This is a genomic window from Bifidobacterium sp., assembly GCF_022640935.1.
Lineage (GTDB): Bacteria > Actinomycetota > Actinomycetes > Actinomycetales > Bifidobacteriaceae > Bifidobacterium.
In genome coordinates, this window is sequence record NZ_JALCCV010000022.1 from 23,669 (window position 1) to 38,438 (window position 14,770).

A 14,770-nucleotide genomic window follows, 5' to 3' on the forward strand; every position below is an offset into this window, starting at 1 on the left:
CGATTGCTGGAACACAGTTTACGATGGTCATATGACGCATGACGAAATCGTTGACGTTCCCCCGCGCATCGGATGGGATCTGCACTGCCACACGGCGTTCTCCGATGGCACCGAAACACCTGAAACACTAGTGAGACAGGCCAAGAAGGCCGGGCTGCTCGGCGTGGCCATCACCGATCACGATACGACCAGCGGTTGGGTTCCAGCGCAACAGGCCGCGCAGTCCTCGGGATTTCCTTTGTTGCGTGGCACCGAGATCACCGCCCAGTTCGACCATGTATCGGTTCATATGCTCGCCTACCAATATGATCCCAACAGCCCGCAGATCTCCAGGATGTTCGCCAAGACCCGCGATGGACGCGTGCGACGGGCCAAGACCATGGTCGAACTGCTCTCCGAGGATTTCCCTATCACTTGGGATGATGTGCTCGCCCAAGTCAAAGAAGGCTCCCGAACTACGATCGGCCGGCCGCATATCGCCGATGCGCTTGTGCGGGCTGGCGTATATGCCACGCGTTCCGAGGCGTTCGGCGGCGCGATTCATGCGGGAACCAAATATTATGTGCCCACGCCCTCGCCGACTGCGCTCGAAGCGGTCCGGGCGATCCGCGAAGCTGGCGGGGTCAGCGTCATCGCGCATCCCGCCGATCTCAGCCGCAATCGCGTGCTGCTCAGCGACGAGCAGATTGAAGCCTTGATCAACGAGGGCCTCGGCGGCTTGGAAGTATGGCATCGAGGCAATGCCCCTGATCAGCGGTTGCGTCTGCTCGCCATCGCCCGGCGCCACGGGCTGCTGGTCACCGGAGGCTCCGATTGGCACGGGGCTGGCAAACCCAATATCCTCGGCGAGAACCTGACCGATGATCGAGTCGTGAGGCAGATCATCGCACACGGGGCCATCAGGGCCGTACTCCCGGCATATTCAGCCAGTGCAACGAATCCGATGGCTTGCGCCAAGGCATAGCTAGTTGGCCTTGGGACTAGTCTTGGAACTCGCAGCGCCCTTGGAATTCAGAGTGCGCCGAAGCCGACGGCGTGGCGCGTTTCGGAGCCGATAGTGGCGTATCCAAGAGCATTGCCGGGCACCAGAATGCGGCGTCCCTTGTTATCCGTCACATCGATCAGACTGCCCGTGGACACGGCCTCGGCGATGATGGAGCTGATTTTGTCGGCGCCCTCGTCGCTGCTGAAATTCACCGGTCGAGCCACGTTCTGAATTCCCAATTCGATATCCATGATTACTCCTTGTTCTTCTGCGCCTGGCACGGGGTACCCGTTGCCGCGCTTCGTGCCATTCATGCGGTGTCACTGCCCGCAGTGACACCGCGATCATTGTTATTGTGCCCGCAGGCCGGGCCATTACGCTTTCGGCATGGATTCGCCTGTGCTGTCATAGTCTGCGTCACCGTCATTGCCTACGTCGCTGCCATGGTCAGCGCCAGCAGCTGCCGCATTGCCAGGTTCGCCCGCCGCATCATTCCGGCCAGCATGTGTATGCGTGGGATAGATGTTGCGGTCCGGATAGATCCGTACAGCTCCGCTTCGTGTGTCGTCGTTGTCTTCGCGTCCATAATCCAAGCCGTCACCGGCATCGCGCAGCGCGCGTTGCTCGCGCTCCTGCAGCGGAATGAGAATCGTCGAGGTATCGTTCGAAGCCGTTGGAGCGTGTCGCCCGAACGCCGAATCGTCGATGGGGCCGTCGGCATTGGCCGCGCCAGCATCTGGACCAGCCAGATCCCCGGCAAAGCTGGATGAATGATTCGGGCCAGACATTGCCTCGGCAGGGGAATCAATTTCCCCCAGTGCGATCGTGGCCGATCGCGAATGATCGGCCACGCGAGCCTGCCGGTCCGCTGTGGAATCATCCGCTGTGGAATCGTCGGGGTCGCAAACTGCGGCAGGGGATTCCCCGGAAGGGGAGTGGGCCACTGTCACGCGCGAGGAGTTGGTTCTGTCGGCCTCGTCGGTATTGTCATCAATGTTGCCGTCGGAATCTTTTGCACCATCTTGCGCGACGGCTACGCGGCCGGTCCCATCAGAGTCCGGGGTTTGCGCCTGCCGTGCCCGCTCGCGTTCGGCTGCCTTCAATGCGGCCCTTCGCCGCTCTGCGTCGCTGAGCAATGTGCCGACGGTGATGGTCGAGGGAGCGCTGGCATGAGAGCCGGCAGCCGCGGAAACGCCAGAGTCCACGTTGCGCTGGGTCGCCACCGCGAGTTGGTGGGCAAGGTGCTCGACCTGCGCCTTGAACTGCATGATCTTGGCATTATCAGCGTGATTCAGCGCTTGGATGAATTCGCCAACCTGCTCCATCTGCAGCCACAGATTTGCCCGCAGCATGATCAGATCATCAAGCCGCGAACCGAGCATACGGCCATATGCCGTGAGCACCGCGTTACGATGATCCTCGTCGAGCTTGGCGAACAACCATGCCAGATCGCGTGCGGGATCGTTTACCTGCATGTCCTGCCAGTTGGTGACGGCGGTGATCGTGGAACCGGAGAACAGGATGTCGCCATCCGAGAAGCCGCCGTGCACCGTGCAGGTGGCGAACGACCACAGCCCTTCGGTCTCGATGATGTTCGACCAGCTGGAGGTGATTGACGGCGGAATATGGCCCGCCTGACGCAGCCGACGGATCCAAGCGGTAAGCTGCGCGCGAATCTGCCCGGTGGTGAAGACCGGGTAATGCGCCTCCTGCAGGAAGCCGGGGCGTATCCGGTGGATCGCGCCTATGGCAGTCCCTACTCCTGCGCAGTCGTCCAGGGTGAGCAGGCCGAGCGGACGGGCCTTCCCCTCGTGATGGGTCCCGACCAGAACCGCGGTGCCACCGGTCGTGCCGTCATCCGACGCCCCGTCTTCGAACGCCAGCACATGATCGAGCCCGAAGCCCAGTCCGCTGGGTTCCCTCGCCCGGGACAGTGTGTTCGCCGCACGGACGCGACGCGCCAGACGTCTTTTGCCCTCGGAAGTTGCGGAGGCGAACACATCATATAAGGTGCCGGAAGTGTCTTGCACGACCGCCGCATCGATGCCCGTCTCCTCATCGGTGGCATTGGTTTGCTCGCTGGCACGAGCCCCGGCCACAGCGATGCTTGGCATGGCCGCCGAAGCCAGTGCCGCCAACATAAGATTGCGTCGTTGATTCACACCTCCACACTAATACACCGACGGGCCGGAAACGAGCAATCACGTGCGGGTACGCGGCTGAGAACGCCGCGCACGCGATATTCGCTGGCTGCTGGACGAGTGGCCCAGTGGCACAATGCCCGGTGGCAGCCAGAGTCGTTAGGGGGTGCGACTGCCACAATGGTGACTATGGATTCCTCAGCCGAAGCGATTGTGCAAGGACTCGACGACGCCCAGTTGGCAGCAGCCACGGCGTTGCACGGCCCGGTGCGGATCATCGCCGGAGCGGGCGCAGGCAAGACGCGTACCGTGACGCGGCGAATCGCCTACGCCTGCGCAACCGGGGCCTGGGACCCTTCGCGCACGCTCGCCGTGACCTTTTCGGTGAAAGCATCCGCCGAGATGCGCGCACGGCTTGGCTCCCTTGGCGTAAGCGGCGAAGTGAGCGCATCGACCTTTCACTCGGCGGCGTTGCAACAGCTTCATGAAGTCTGGCCGGACATCTGCGAGGCGCCGTTTCCGCACCTGATTCGCGAACCTGTGCGGAGCGTCGACTGGTGCCTGCGTCGGGTGATGAACACCGACCAATTCGCCGATGCCCAGTCGCGCGCTGTGCTCGCGGAGATCAATTGGACGAAAGTGTCGTTGATTGCGCCTTCGGACTATCCGCGCGTCTGCTCGGCGACGCACCGACAGCCGCCGGCAGGCTTGGAACCCGAACGTTTTGTCGATGTGATCGAGGAATACGAGCGCGAGAAAACCGCGCGTGGAGAGATCGATTTCGACGATATTCTGCTGCTGGCCTGCCATATTCTCGATGATTTCGAAGAGGAGGCCGCGCGGATTCGATCAGGCATCGGCTGGCTGACCGTGGACGAATACCAGGATGTTTCGCCGTTGCAGCACCGGCTGTTGAGCCTGTGGCTCAACGGCAACCGAGAGGTATGCGTGGTGGGGGACCCGGCGCAGACCATATATTCGTTCGCCGGGGCGAGCAGCTACGATCTGCTGGGCTTTGCCGATGAATTTGCGCCTTTGAGCGCCGACATCGATCTCGGCGTCGACTACCGTTCCACGCCGCAGGTCGTGTCGTGCGCGAACCGGGTGCTCGCGGCTGCCGAGAACCGCGAGGACTACCTCAGGCTGACGGCGGTCAGATCAGGCGGGCCGCGCGTGAGCAAAACGACCTATGACGACGACGAGCAAGAGGCTCAAGGAGTGGCGTTGCGCATTGCGCGCATGATTGCGCAGGGGGCGAATCCAGCCGATTTCGCTGTGCTAACCCGCATCAACGCGCAGCACCGGCTCGTCTGCCGTGCATTGGACGGGCAAGGGCTGCGTTACCGGGTGCGGCGGGACTCCGGATGGCAGCATTCGGCCTTGTACGACGAGGGCCAGTCCAAGCAGGACGCCTTGCAAGCCTTGGGCATCGGCGCGCCTGGAGTGACGCTATCGACGATTCATGCTGCGAAAGGCCTGGAGTTTAGGCACGTATTCGTCATTGGCTGCTCGGAAGGCCTGCTGCCGTTCGGCTCGCCGGGACCCGGCGAACCGCTTGAGGAGGAACGGCGGCTCATGTATGTCGGGGTGACTCGTGCCGAGGACACGCTCCACCTGTCCTATGCGCGGCGCAAGGACCCGTCCAGCGCAATGCTGCGCACGCCGAGCCGCTTCCTGTAAGAGTGTGTTGGTATTGACGCGACGCCGGCGGCTGCAGCAGTCGGGTGACCCGGATCAAGTTGCGTCAGCTCGACCTCCCTATGCCGCGGCCCCGCCGTCCGACGGGTCATCGTCAGCCCCATCGTCGGAATCGCCGTGAGCGGTCTTCCCGGAGCCGTCGCCCGCAGCGTCGTCAGAATCAGCGGATGATGCATTCTCGCCAGTGCCATTCGCATTATCGGCATTTGCATCGCTCTCATCCGTTCCGCTGGCTTCCGGCTGGCTTTCATCCAACAGCTTGTTCAGCTCGGCATCCCAGTCGATCGACCCGTCGGACGGCTGCGGTGCCGGAACCGGCGACGACGCCGAGGAATCGGAATGCGAAGCGGCAACGGCGGGATGCGTCGTGTTACCCGCGTCTTTTGCTGCAGACTCTCCCGTGCCGCCTTCAGCGGGCAATTTCGGCAGCAGATCCGGGTGAGACCATGCGGCGTCACGCGCATCAGGGCCCTCCTCGGCTTCAATCCCCTCCCAGATCGCCGCGGCTTCGCGCATACGTTTGGGACGCAGCTCCAAACCCATCAGCGATTCGAAAGTACGCTCTGCGGGGCCGCCCACAGCACGTTCGCGGCGCAACATTTCGCGCAGCTGCTCGATATGGGGTATATGAGCCATGCCGGCCTTCCACGTGACGCAGTCGACCCACCCTTCGACCAACGCGAGCATTGTTTCCAAGCCATCCATGGCCTCCTGCTGCTCAGGGGTGTCGGGGATGCCGACCTTGGAGAGATTCACCGCGCCCGAAATCGCCTCAGGATCCATGGTGTCGGCATCGCGCAGCTGCTCCTCCATCGCGTCCAAGTCGATATCCACACCGCGTGCGTATTTGCCGATCAGCGCCTCGAAACGCGGCATCAGCCACGGCACATCGGCGAACAACCGCGCGTGCGCGACCTCCTGCAAAGCGAGGAACGCGAGCACTTCGCCGCGATCGAGATCCAAGGATTCAGCGTATTCGAACGCATTCTGGGCGATCAGAGCGCCAGCTGGGTTCTTGAGCAGCGCGATGCCTTGGTCGAAGCTGCCGCGAACCTCGTGCGACAGCTCTCCTGCGGCGTGGCCCAATTGCATGGCGTACGAGGTGTTGCCCAGCAGCTTGATCAGCTGGTTCGGGTCCTTCATGCCATCGGGGATCGGAATAGGAACAGGGCCTGCGAAAATTCCGGCGATCTCACCGTCCATTGCCCCGCCGAGACGTTCAGAAATGACTGAAGACAGCGCGTTGTTCATCGATTGCGCGACTGGCGCCGCGAACTTCGCCCATGAATCGAGCGTGCCCTCCACCCATCCCGCGCGGGTGAGCACTTCGGGCTCGCCCGGGGCCGGATCGAAGGAGCACGCCGTATCGAGCCATAGATTGGCCTCGCTCATCGCCTTGCGCACCGCCTGGGCGTCCTGCGCCGCAACAGTGCGTTGGGAACCTTCGCCATTGGCCTGCTGCAAAGCGATCGAAGAGGCCAGCTTGGCATTGATGGGCCCTTGCTGCACCGTGCGCTGCATGTCGTCGACCGTATTGAGTCCGCCCGCGGAGAATGCCTGCATCAAAGCCTGCACATCCTGCGGCTTGGGCAGTCTGCTGGAATCCTGGCTCATCAGCTGCGCGCGAAGTTCTTCGGGAAGCTGGGAAAGCTGCCCCCATGCCATTTCGCCTTGGACAGGGCCGAAGCATTCGATCAGCCATTGGTGAATCGCGTTCTCGTCCATATCCATCCTTTGCTTGGCGACGGCAAGTCGCGGCTTTTCCGCTCAAACGTTCCTATTGCATGTCATTTCAACTTATTGTATTGTCCTCTATTTTAGCCGTTTCGCTTAGGGAGACATGTGCAGAGCCGGGAAAGATATAGCTGGCAGATAATGCGTGGCTAACCGCAGACAGGAATCCGCAGCGAGCTACAGTAAGTAAGTGGCGTGTGGCATGAGATTGGGCAGGCGGGGGCCGCTCGTGGAACTTTGGGTTCTTTCCAAGTTGGAGTGTACGGCGTAATTCGTTGAGAGCCCGTAGCCATGACCACCAGACAGTCGCTATCTGCCTTATGTGTAGCACATTGTCGGCATCGCGAACGTATATCTGCCTTATGTGTGGCACTGCTGTTGCGGATCTGCGGCTACCAGACGGGCCAAGCCGTAGTTTTCCTAGCCTCATAAAGCCGATTGGCATACCGAGCTGCCACACATAAGGCAGATATGCGTCCGCAAGATCAAAAAGCTGCCACCAATAGAGCCGATATACAAGAAATAAGAAACAGGACAGGGAAATCATATAAGGAAAAACACGTGGAACCCGGTATTCGGCTTCTTATGGGCAACGGGTTTGGCCAAAGCGGGGAAATGGCGGGCCTATCGCAGGGTACTCGGGATACTATGGGCCTATGTCGGTTATGCATGCACATGAACATCAGCCAATGAGCGGCGAGCCGCTGGGCGGCGAGACTCAGGATGAAGGGCGATCCGAAGCTACCGCCGTGCGCAGGCATCATGGGTTTCCCGCTCGCACGTTCGCCATTGTGCGCGACTACTTCGCCTCTCGCCCGTTGCGTTATCAGGCCGGGCTGATCTGTCTTGCGCTGTGTGTGATCGTATTGGTGATGCCAAGCCCGTACGTCGTGGAATCGCCTGGCCCGACGCGCGACGTGCTGCATCCGGGCGAGGGCGGTTCGGCGGTCATTGCGATTTCCGGGTTCGCTGGCGGGGTGCACAACGATCCGGGCCAGCTGCGGCTGGTGACAGTGAACGCCTCAGGGGTGCCCGGCTACCCGGCCGGCACCGCGCAGGCTATGTGGGGGTGGCTGAATACCAAGCAGGCGGTGACGCCGAGCGAGGCAGTGTTCCCGGTCGGGCAGGATGCTGACAGCTATCGCAAAGAGTCTCAGGGCGAAATGACCGGCTCGCAGGATGCGGCAAGCACGGCGGCGCTGAATTACGCCCAACGACTCGGTGTCGACGTGTCAGGCGTGAAAGTCTCGATGCATGTCGACGACATCGGCGGGCCATCGGCTGGCATGATGTACAGCCTGGGCGTGATCGACAAGCTTACGCCGCAGGAAGAGACTGGCGGCGCGAGTATCGCCGGCACCGGCACTATCGACAAGAAAGGGAAGGTCGGGGCGATCGGTGGCATTCGCCTCAAAATGATCGGGGCGAGGCGCGACGGCGCCACGTGGTTCCTTGCCCCCGCCTCGAACTGCGATGAGGTCGTGGGCCATGTGCCGAAAGGTCTTCGTGACGTGCGGGTATCCACGCTGGACGAAGCATACCGTGCGCTGGTCGCCATCGGACAAGGCAACGGCGAAGCGTTGCCGCATTGCTCGGTCGGCAGCGCGAAATAGGTGAGGCGCATCGTGGCGAAGGCGGTTGGAAACGCTGGGCCGAGAACCACATACTGACATTCTGAACGATTACGTTACATTACAGTTCGTTGCGTCTTGCTATATTGTTGAGCGTGAATGAAACGGCATCTCAAAACGCTGAGGAATTCGGTTTTCACGCCGGAGACATCGTACAGGAATGGCTGTGGGATGACGATGTGAACGACGCCATCCGCGCTAAGATCGAGGATCTTACCGGCCAGGAGCTGGTCGATGAGGATTACGATTCCGCAGTTGACGGCGTAATCATCTGGTGGCGGGACGGCGATGACGAGGATAGTCTCGCCGACACCATCGTCGACGCGTGCGGCGTGCTCGGCGAAGACGGGCCGTTGTGGGTGCTGACGCCGAAGCCAGGCCGCCCGGGCGCCGCCAATCCCAGTATTGTGCTTTCTGCAGCGAAAACCGCCGGCATGAACGGCTCCACACCATTGACTGTCGCTCCGGATTGGAACGGTATCCGCCTGCGCCCCTTCGGCAAAGGCCGCTGAGGCTAGGTTAGACGTTTGCCGATTCGCATGGCATGCTGACCGATTCCCGTTCTCCGGGCCTTATACCGGCTGGGATTGGCATGCCGCCTGCCTCTGTTCGGCGACTTTCAGAGATCTGCATCGTTGGAACGGGCATGTGACTGTGGGCGAGGGATTCGACATCTGTGCAGCGCCTCCCGACGCTCGAGATCATGGATGCCCGGAGACCGGCGTCGCTTTGCCGTGCCAACGGCAAGCGGTGGATGCATTTCGACGAGGAGGCAGGCTACGGCCAGTCCGATACCACGCTGGCGGTGGCCGTGCACGACCCAGCACAGCCATGGGCGGTTGTGCAGACCGATTAGTCGAGTTATCCGCACAATGAGAATGTGAGTGCAGAAAAAGCGGCCAAAGCATCGAATGATAGAGGGCGCCATGCGTGACGGCAGAGCGATGGCCTAGCGTTTTATCGATTGCCCGCCGTGCAGCGCGCACAGCGGGCAACGTTCATGCTTCAGTCGATCTGATCAAGCCCAGGGTAGAGCGGGAAGTCCTCGGTCAGCTTGATGACGCGGGCATGCAGCGCCTCGGTGTCGGCGGAAGGGCCCTGCGCCAGCGCGGTGCCGATGATGTCGGCCACCTCCCGGTATTGCTCTTCGCCGAATCCGCGTGTCGCCAGTGCCGACGTGCCGATGCGCAAGCCGGAGGCGACCGAGGCCGGGCGGGGGTCGAAGGGCACGGTGTTGCGGTTGACCGTGATGCCGCACTGCGCGAGCAGGTCCTCGCCCTGCTGACCGTCCAGCTCGCTGTTGCGCAGGTCGGCCATGACCAGATGCACATCGGTGCCGCCGGTGAGCACGCTGATGCCGTTGGCCTTCACATCCGCAGCGCTGAGCCGTTCCGCGAGGATTTTGGCGCCGTCAAGCGTGCGCTGCATGCGGTCCTTGAACGCTGTGCCGCCGGCGATCGCGAAGGCCACGGCCTTGGCTGCTATCACATGCATCAACGGTCCGCCCTGCTGACCGGGGAATACGGCGGAGTTAAGCTTCTTGGCGTACTGCGAGCGGGCGAGAATGAATCCGGAGCGCGGCCCGCCCAGAGTTTTATGCGCGGTTGATGAGACGACATCGGCGTACGGCACAGGGCTGGGGTGCAGGCCGGTCGCCACGAGACCGGCGAAGTGGGCCATATCCACCCAGAATTTTGCGCCGACCTCATCGGCGATCTCTTTCATCGCGGCAAAGTCTTCGATGCGCGGGTAGGCGCTCCACCCGCCGATGATCAGAGCCGGATGGGTTTCCAGTGCGCGCTGGCGGATGATGTCAGGGTCGATCCGGTAGGTCTCAGGATTCACGCCATACGACTCCGCGTGGTAGAAACGCCCGGAGAAGTTGATTTTCATGCCGTGCGTCAAGTGCCCGCCGTGGTCGAGCGCGAGGCCGAGCACCGTATCGCCGGGCTTGATCAGCGCCTGATACACGGCGGCGTTGGCCTGCGCTCCCGAATGCGGCTGCACGTTCACGTATTCCGCGCCGAAAAGCGCCTTGGCCCGTTCGCGCGCCAAGGTCTCAACCTGATCCACGACCTCGCAGCCGCCGTAATAGCGCCGTCCCGGGTAGCCCTCCGCATACTTGTTGGTCAGCACTGAGCCTTGTGCCTGCAGCACCGCGCGGGGCACGAAGTTCTCGGAGGCGATCATTTCAAGGCCGTCCTGCTGGCGATGCAATTCGCCGTCGAGCAGCGCGGCGATCTCGGGGTCTGCCTGCGCGATCGGTGCGTTGAACGGGTCGTCTGCAGTCTGGGACAGTGGATACCTGCCGGTTTCGGCGGATTCGCCCAAAGCGGATGCAGCAGTGGTTTCGGTCATGGCTTGCTTCCTATCGTGGTGGCTCGTGTTGATTCCTGGTGATGACGGGTAAATAATAGCCTCGAAATGCTTCCGATATGCATTCTATCGGTTTCATTGAGATGAGATGAGCTCGCCGGATGACGAGCGAGGGCCACGCCGTCCAGGATCCAGAAAAGAGAATCATAGAGCGTTCTTTGGTTTTGGCCGTATCGGGCCTTATATGCAGCAGGTTTCAGGGATTGCAGGGGTATATCGGGCTTATGTGTAGCACCATACTTGCGCCACTCCGGGTATTGCCGTTGCCAAACGGCGGTTTTGGCCGCCGTGTATTCGGGGTCTCGGTGATCCGGTGCTACACATAAGCCCGATAGATGTCTGCAGCGGCCCAAACCTGCTACACATAAGCCCGATAGAGTCTTTTTGCGGGGAGCCGCGGCGGCGCGATGGGATGCCTCATACATCAAGCCACGCCCAGATAGGCGAGAACAGCCAAACCGAGGAATCAAGAAAGCCGCAGACCCTCGCAGACCTTCCCACGGCAAAGAACGCCGACAAACCGCCCACAGCACGACACGAGAAGCCGCCATACGCCATATTTTCCCGCACCGACTGCGTGATAGTAGGGGAAACATGACATGCAGATGCCTTCCTCAGCATTCTCATGCGACGATTGGCGCGCGTTTCTTGACTCGTGACACCAGCCAGATGGACACGGCCGCGACCAGATACAGCAGTGCGAGTATGGGGATCAGCGCGCTGTAGCGATGCGCTTGGTCGGAGGCGTGGGTGACGACGAAGGAGGCCAGCTGGTTGCCCGAAAGCCCGGCGATGGCCCACGCGCTCAGCGCCAGCCCGTGCGTGGTGGAAACCGCAGTGATGCCGAAATGCTGGTCGAGCAGCACCGGCAGCGTGGAGAAGCCGCCGCCGTACCCGGCATTGACGAGGAAGAGCATGGCCAGCACGGCCCACAGGAGCGCCCGGTCGATGCTGTGGGTACCGACCTGCAACAGGCACACGGCGATGGACATGCCGAAGATGATCAGGTACACGGTTTCGCGCTGTTTGAGATGGTCGGAGAGCGTGGAGAAGCCAAGGCGCCCGACGGTATTGAACACGGCGTCGACCGCCAGCACCGCGCCGATGATGCCGGCAATGGCAAGCGAAAGCTCATCGGCGCTCAGGCCCGCGTACTTCGGCATCTGGCCGAGCACATCGTGCAGAATGTCCTTCTCCTGCGAGATCAGCGCCAGCCCGCAGGTGATGTTGATATAGAAGGCGAGCCAGATGCCCCAGAACACGGGCTTCTTCATGATGCTGCGCCGGCTGACCTGCGCCTCGGGATGGTAAACGTAGCCTTGCGGCCGTTTGATGAGCAGGAATCCGGCGAACATGAGCACGGCGTAGATGGCGGCGAGAACGTAAAACATTGCGACCAGGCCGATCGATCCGATGAGATACTCCATCGCCGGGCTGGCGATAGCCTTGGCCAGGCCGAAGCCGGCCACAGCGATGCCTGTCGCCAAGCCCTTGCTCTTGGAGAACCACAGCATGAGATTCTTGACCGGCACAAGATAGCCGATGCCAAGCCCCACGCCCATGATCGCGCCGTAGCAGATGAACACGCCCGGCAGGAAATCCAAGGCGATGCTCAGTCCGGTGCCTGCGAAGCCGGTGACGAAGCAGACCATCGAGACCAGCGCGGATTTCTTGATGTCGCGCTCGACCATAGGGCCAAGGAAGGCGGCCGACATGCCCAGGAAGAATATGGCGAGCGAAAAGCCCCATTCGACGGTGCCTGCAGGTGCATGCATGCGGTCCGCGATGAGCTGCTTGAACACGCTCCAGCAGTACACGGTGCCTATCGAAACGTGGATCAGCAGTGCCGGCGCGATGGCACGCGTCCAACGGTTATCGGCGATGTGTGACATGGAATCCTCTCTCTGTTCTTCTCTCACTGTGCAGAGGGCGCGCGGCAGGACGAGACACGTAGATTCACGCAGGTCAATAACGGATAACGCGGTGATGTGCGGTTCGATGGCGGGTGGTGTCGCAGTGCGCGCACGATGATCACCGCGCAGGCAAACGCAGTGTTGTCTGAATATTGCGTTGCCTGAATGCGGTGTCCCCTCAAAGCAATGTTTTCACTGGTTGGTCGGTTAATTGAGGGTGAGTTGGTTGCTTGCGCTCTCTACACGGAACAAAATAACATGACCGTGGTGCGTTCTCATGCGCGCTCTTCTTCGACACGCGGGAGGCTGCGGCGCAGTGTGATGTGGGACACAAGCCATTGTTAGTTTGTGTCAGGTTTTATTGTTCGTTTTCTTGCGATTGGGCATGGAATGGTTCATGCTGACAAGCGTAAAACCCTTGCGATTACAGGGTTGTATATGTGCTATAACTTTTTCTGATAATCTTTTCGTCTTCTATAAGCGAACACTGTGAAGGTGTGTCGTGTGATGTTTTGTCGCGCGGCAGTGCTTTGGCCTTTACGGTTCTGGCAGACTCGAATTGATGGTCGCGAAGAGACGGCGACTCAGAACTGCCTGAACCCGGGCTGCGCGTGCTCGCCGGTTTCGAGCCAATGAGCGAGATCGTCGGGGCCGGTGAACACCTCGCGGACCGACTGCGCGATCATGAGATTGATGGTGTCTGAGGGTTTGAGGCCTTCGTAGTAGCCGTAGACCGGCGTGCCGCGGCTGTACGCGTAGCCGATTTCGAACATGGTGCCGGTGTCGCCGTCGATGAGATTGGCGATGACCGCGTCAGAATCGCGAATGCCGGCAATGTCTTTGTCGAAGCACAGCTTGGGCCAATCCTCGTCATGCACGCGGTTCTCCTCTTCGCCGAACCGCGGCTTGAACAGCTTCCTGCCGTGCACTTCGAGCACGGCTTCCAGCCGTTCCATGCTGTGGACCTCCTCGTCGTTGAAGAACGGCCCGGCCACGTAGAAATCGAAGCGTGCCCGTGTGGTTTCGCACGGGGTGTCGATTCCGGGCTGCTTGGGCTGCGCTTCAGGTTCGGCGGCGGATGGGTTAGGAGCAGCTGCTGCGGTCATCGGCAGGCCTTTCGTGTGCGCGGAACGCGAAGCTGTCAATAGCTTCACCGATCAACCAGTATGCCGCATGACCATGTCGATCGCGATATCCGTCTGTTCGCACATGCGCACGATGAATGCGCAAGGTACAGGTGAGGGCGGCGACGCACGTATGTTACTAGCACAGCGGCCAACCGCCGTGCGAACAATCGGTATGAATCGCTCGCGCGGCGGCAGGCCGCTGACGATGGTGTCCGTGCCTGGGCCGGCGCCTATGCGCGCTGCAGCTTCAGGCTGATGGCGGTTCCCAGTCCCTGGACGTAGGCGAGCTGGATCTGCAGCTCGGCCAGCGGCTCGAGCAGGCGGGCGTTCTCCAGCGGTCCGACGGCCACGGCATCGAAACCGAGCGAGGCGAGGTACGCTACGACGGTCTTCACAGCCTCTTCGTCGTCGCCTGCGACCGGAGCGAACACAGAGTCCGCGGGGAAGGCGCTGGGGTCGTGATTCGGAGCCAGCACGGTGTTGAGCGCCTTGACTACCTTGGCGCCGCTCAGATGCCTGGCGACCTGCTCGCCGCCGGAGGTGGTGAAGCCGACGGTCAACGCGGTAAAGTCGGGGGTCAACGGATTGGTGGCATCGATGACGACTTTGCCGGACAGTGCCTTCGCCCATGCCTCGGGCAGCTCCAGGGCGGCTTGGTAGGGCAGCGCCAGCGCCACTACATCGGCGGCGGCGATCGCGCCGACTGCGGTTTCGGCTTCGGTCTTGCTCGTGAGCGTGGTGACTTGGTGCCCGGCCTGTTCGGACCGCCTTGCCAGAGGGCCGCCGACGTTTCCGGTTCCGATGATGACGATGTTTGCCATGGTGATGCTCCTTGCGTTGGTTATGTTGCGTTGGGTTATGCCGCAGTGGATTCGCCGATCGAATTCACTGTTTGATTTCGGCCCGAGAAGGTTATGATTCCCGGTGACGTAGTCAATCCTTGTCGGTTTCCCGAGTGCTATCAAGAGCCGAATCGCGAAGGTAATGATCGTGAACTACGATCAGAGCAACGTGGTAATGGCAGTGATCGCCTGACGGCAATCGGCTGGAACGTCAGGAACGTTGACGGCGCCGAAAACATCGAGACCGGACGCAGACGATTTCGCCGCGATCGGGCAGCGAGCCAAAAGAGAGGAACCAGCATGGCTGATTATGAACTGCGGCA

The 14,770-nt window shown here is 61.3% G+C and carries 13 protein-coding genes; 6 read left to right on the top strand and 7 right to left on the bottom strand.

Annotation, left to right across the window (positions count from 1 at the left end; translation table 11 throughout):
* The first annotated feature begins 31 nt into the window (after positions 1-31).
* The gene (locus LKG04_RS06375) at positions 32-964 is read left to right on the top strand and encodes a PHP domain-containing protein (protein ID WP_291762498.1); all 933 of its coding nucleotides are present in this window, start codon (positions 32-34) and stop codon (positions 962-964) included.
* 47 nt (positions 965-1,011) lie between these two features.
* On the opposite strand, the gene LKG04_RS06380 is transcribed toward LKG04_RS06375, so the two are convergent.
* Complete coding sequence (locus LKG04_RS06380) at positions 1,012-1,236, bottom strand: DUF3107 domain-containing protein (RefSeq protein ID WP_291762503.1); 225 nt, start codon at positions 1,234-1,236, stop codon at positions 1,012-1,014.
* Positions 1,237-1,359: 123 nt separating this feature from the next.
* A complete protein-coding gene (locus LKG04_RS06385; RefSeq protein ID WP_291762506.1) occupies positions 1,360-3,126 on the bottom strand; it encodes a phosphotransferase in 1,767 nt (588 codons plus the stop codon).
* A gap of 189 nt (positions 3,127-3,315) precedes the next feature.
* Here LKG04_RS06385 and LKG04_RS06390 point away from each other — a divergent pair, with 189 nt between their 5' ends.
* Complete coding sequence (locus LKG04_RS06390; RefSeq protein ID WP_291762510.1) at positions 3,316-4,806, top strand: ATP-dependent helicase; 1,491 nt, start codon at positions 3,316-3,318, stop codon at positions 4,804-4,806.
* 78 nt (positions 4,807-4,884) lie between these two features.
* Here LKG04_RS06390 and LKG04_RS06395 read toward each other — a convergent pair whose 3' ends face one another.
* Complete coding sequence (locus LKG04_RS06395; RefSeq protein WP_291762512.1) at positions 4,885-6,549, bottom strand: zinc-dependent metalloprotease; 1,665 nt, start codon at positions 6,547-6,549, stop codon at positions 4,885-4,887.
* Between the two features lie 674 nt (positions 6,550-7,223).
* Here LKG04_RS06395 and LKG04_RS06400 point away from each other — a divergent pair.
* The 3 genes from LKG04_RS06400 (at position 7,224) to LKG04_RS06410 (ending at position 9,045) form a co-directional block, all read left to right on the top strand.
* Positions 7,224-8,171 carry a YlbL family protein gene (locus LKG04_RS06400; RefSeq protein ID WP_291763422.1) on the top strand — a complete coding sequence of 316 codons (948 nt, stop codon included), beginning with the start codon at positions 7,224-7,226 and terminating at the stop codon, positions 8,169-8,171.
* 104 nt (positions 8,172-8,275) lie between these two features.
* Positions 8,276-8,701 (top strand): DUF3052 domain-containing protein, encoded by a 426-nt coding sequence (locus tag LKG04_RS06405; RefSeq protein WP_291762527.1) that lies wholly within the window; start codon positions 8,276-8,278, stop codon positions 8,699-8,701.
* A 164-nt stretch (positions 8,702-8,865) separates the two neighbouring features.
* On the top strand, positions 8,866-9,045 hold the full coding sequence (locus tag LKG04_RS06410) for a hypothetical protein (RefSeq protein ID WP_291763425.1): 180 nt from the start codon (positions 8,866-8,868) through the stop codon (positions 9,043-9,045).
* 149 nt (positions 9,046-9,194) lie between these two features.
* Here LKG04_RS06410 and glyA read toward each other — a convergent pair whose 3' ends face one another.
* The 4 genes from glyA to LKG04_RS06430 form a co-directional block, all read right to left on the bottom strand.
* Positions 9,195-10,547, bottom strand: coding sequence for a serine hydroxymethyltransferase (gene glyA / locus LKG04_RS06415; RefSeq protein WP_291763427.1), 1,353 nt, complete (start codon positions 10,545-10,547; stop codon positions 9,195-9,197).
* A 641-nt stretch (positions 10,548-11,188) separates the two neighbouring features.
* Positions 11,189-12,457, bottom strand: coding sequence for an OFA family MFS transporter (locus LKG04_RS06420; RefSeq protein ID WP_291762277.1), 1,269 nt, complete (start codon positions 12,455-12,457; stop codon positions 11,189-11,191).
* Between the two features lie 605 nt (positions 12,458-13,062).
* On the bottom strand, positions 13,063-13,584 hold the full coding sequence (locus LKG04_RS06425) for a nucleoside 2-deoxyribosyltransferase (protein WP_291762275.1): 522 nt from the start codon (positions 13,582-13,584) through the stop codon (positions 13,063-13,065).
* 251 nt (positions 13,585-13,835) lie between these two features.
* A complete protein-coding gene (locus LKG04_RS06430; RefSeq protein WP_291762272.1) occupies positions 13,836-14,426 on the bottom strand; it encodes an NADPH-dependent F420 reductase in 591 nt (196 codons plus the stop codon).
* Between the two features lie 93 nt (positions 14,427-14,519).
* Here LKG04_RS06430 and LKG04_RS06435 point away from each other — a divergent pair.
* Positions 14,520-14,770 (top strand): hypothetical protein (locus LKG04_RS06435; RefSeq protein ID WP_291763429.1); only part of this gene is annotated, 251 nt, incomplete at its 3' end.

Coding starts and splice junctions, on each gene's coding strand:
- LKG04_RS06380 (WP_291762503.1), bottom strand. CDS start 1,236: ATGGATATCGAATTGGGAATTCAGAACGTGGCTCGACCGGTGAATTTC.
- LKG04_RS06430 (WP_291762272.1), bottom strand. CDS start 14,426: ATGGCAAACATCGTCATCATCGGAACCGGAAACGTCGGCGGCCCTCTG.
- LKG04_RS06400 (WP_291763422.1), top strand. CDS start 7,224: ATGCATGCACATGAACATCAGCCAATGAGCGGCGAGCCGCTGGGCGGC.
- LKG04_RS06420 (WP_291762277.1), bottom strand. CDS start 12,457: ATGTCACACATCGCCGATAACCGTTGGACGCGTGCCATCGCGCCGGCA.
- LKG04_RS06425 (WP_291762275.1), bottom strand. CDS start 13,584: ATGACCGCAGCAGCTGCTCCTAACCCATCCGCCGCCGAACCTGAAGCG.
- glyA (WP_291763427.1), bottom strand. CDS start 10,547: ATGACCGAAACCACTGCTGCATCCGCTTTGGGCGAATCCGCCGAAACC.
- LKG04_RS06385 (WP_291762506.1), bottom strand. CDS start 3,126: ATGTTGGCGGCACTGGCTTCGGCGGCCATGCCAAGCATCGCTGTGGCC.
- LKG04_RS06390 (WP_291762510.1), top strand. CDS start 3,316: ATGGATTCCTCAGCCGAAGCGATTGTGCAAGGACTCGACGACGCCCAG.
- LKG04_RS06395 (WP_291762512.1), bottom strand. CDS start 6,549: ATGGACGAGAACGCGATTCACCAATGGCTGATCGAATGCTTCGGCCCT.
- LKG04_RS06375 (WP_291762498.1), top strand. CDS start 32: ATGACGCATGACGAAATCGTTGACGTTCCCCCGCGCATCGGATGGGAT.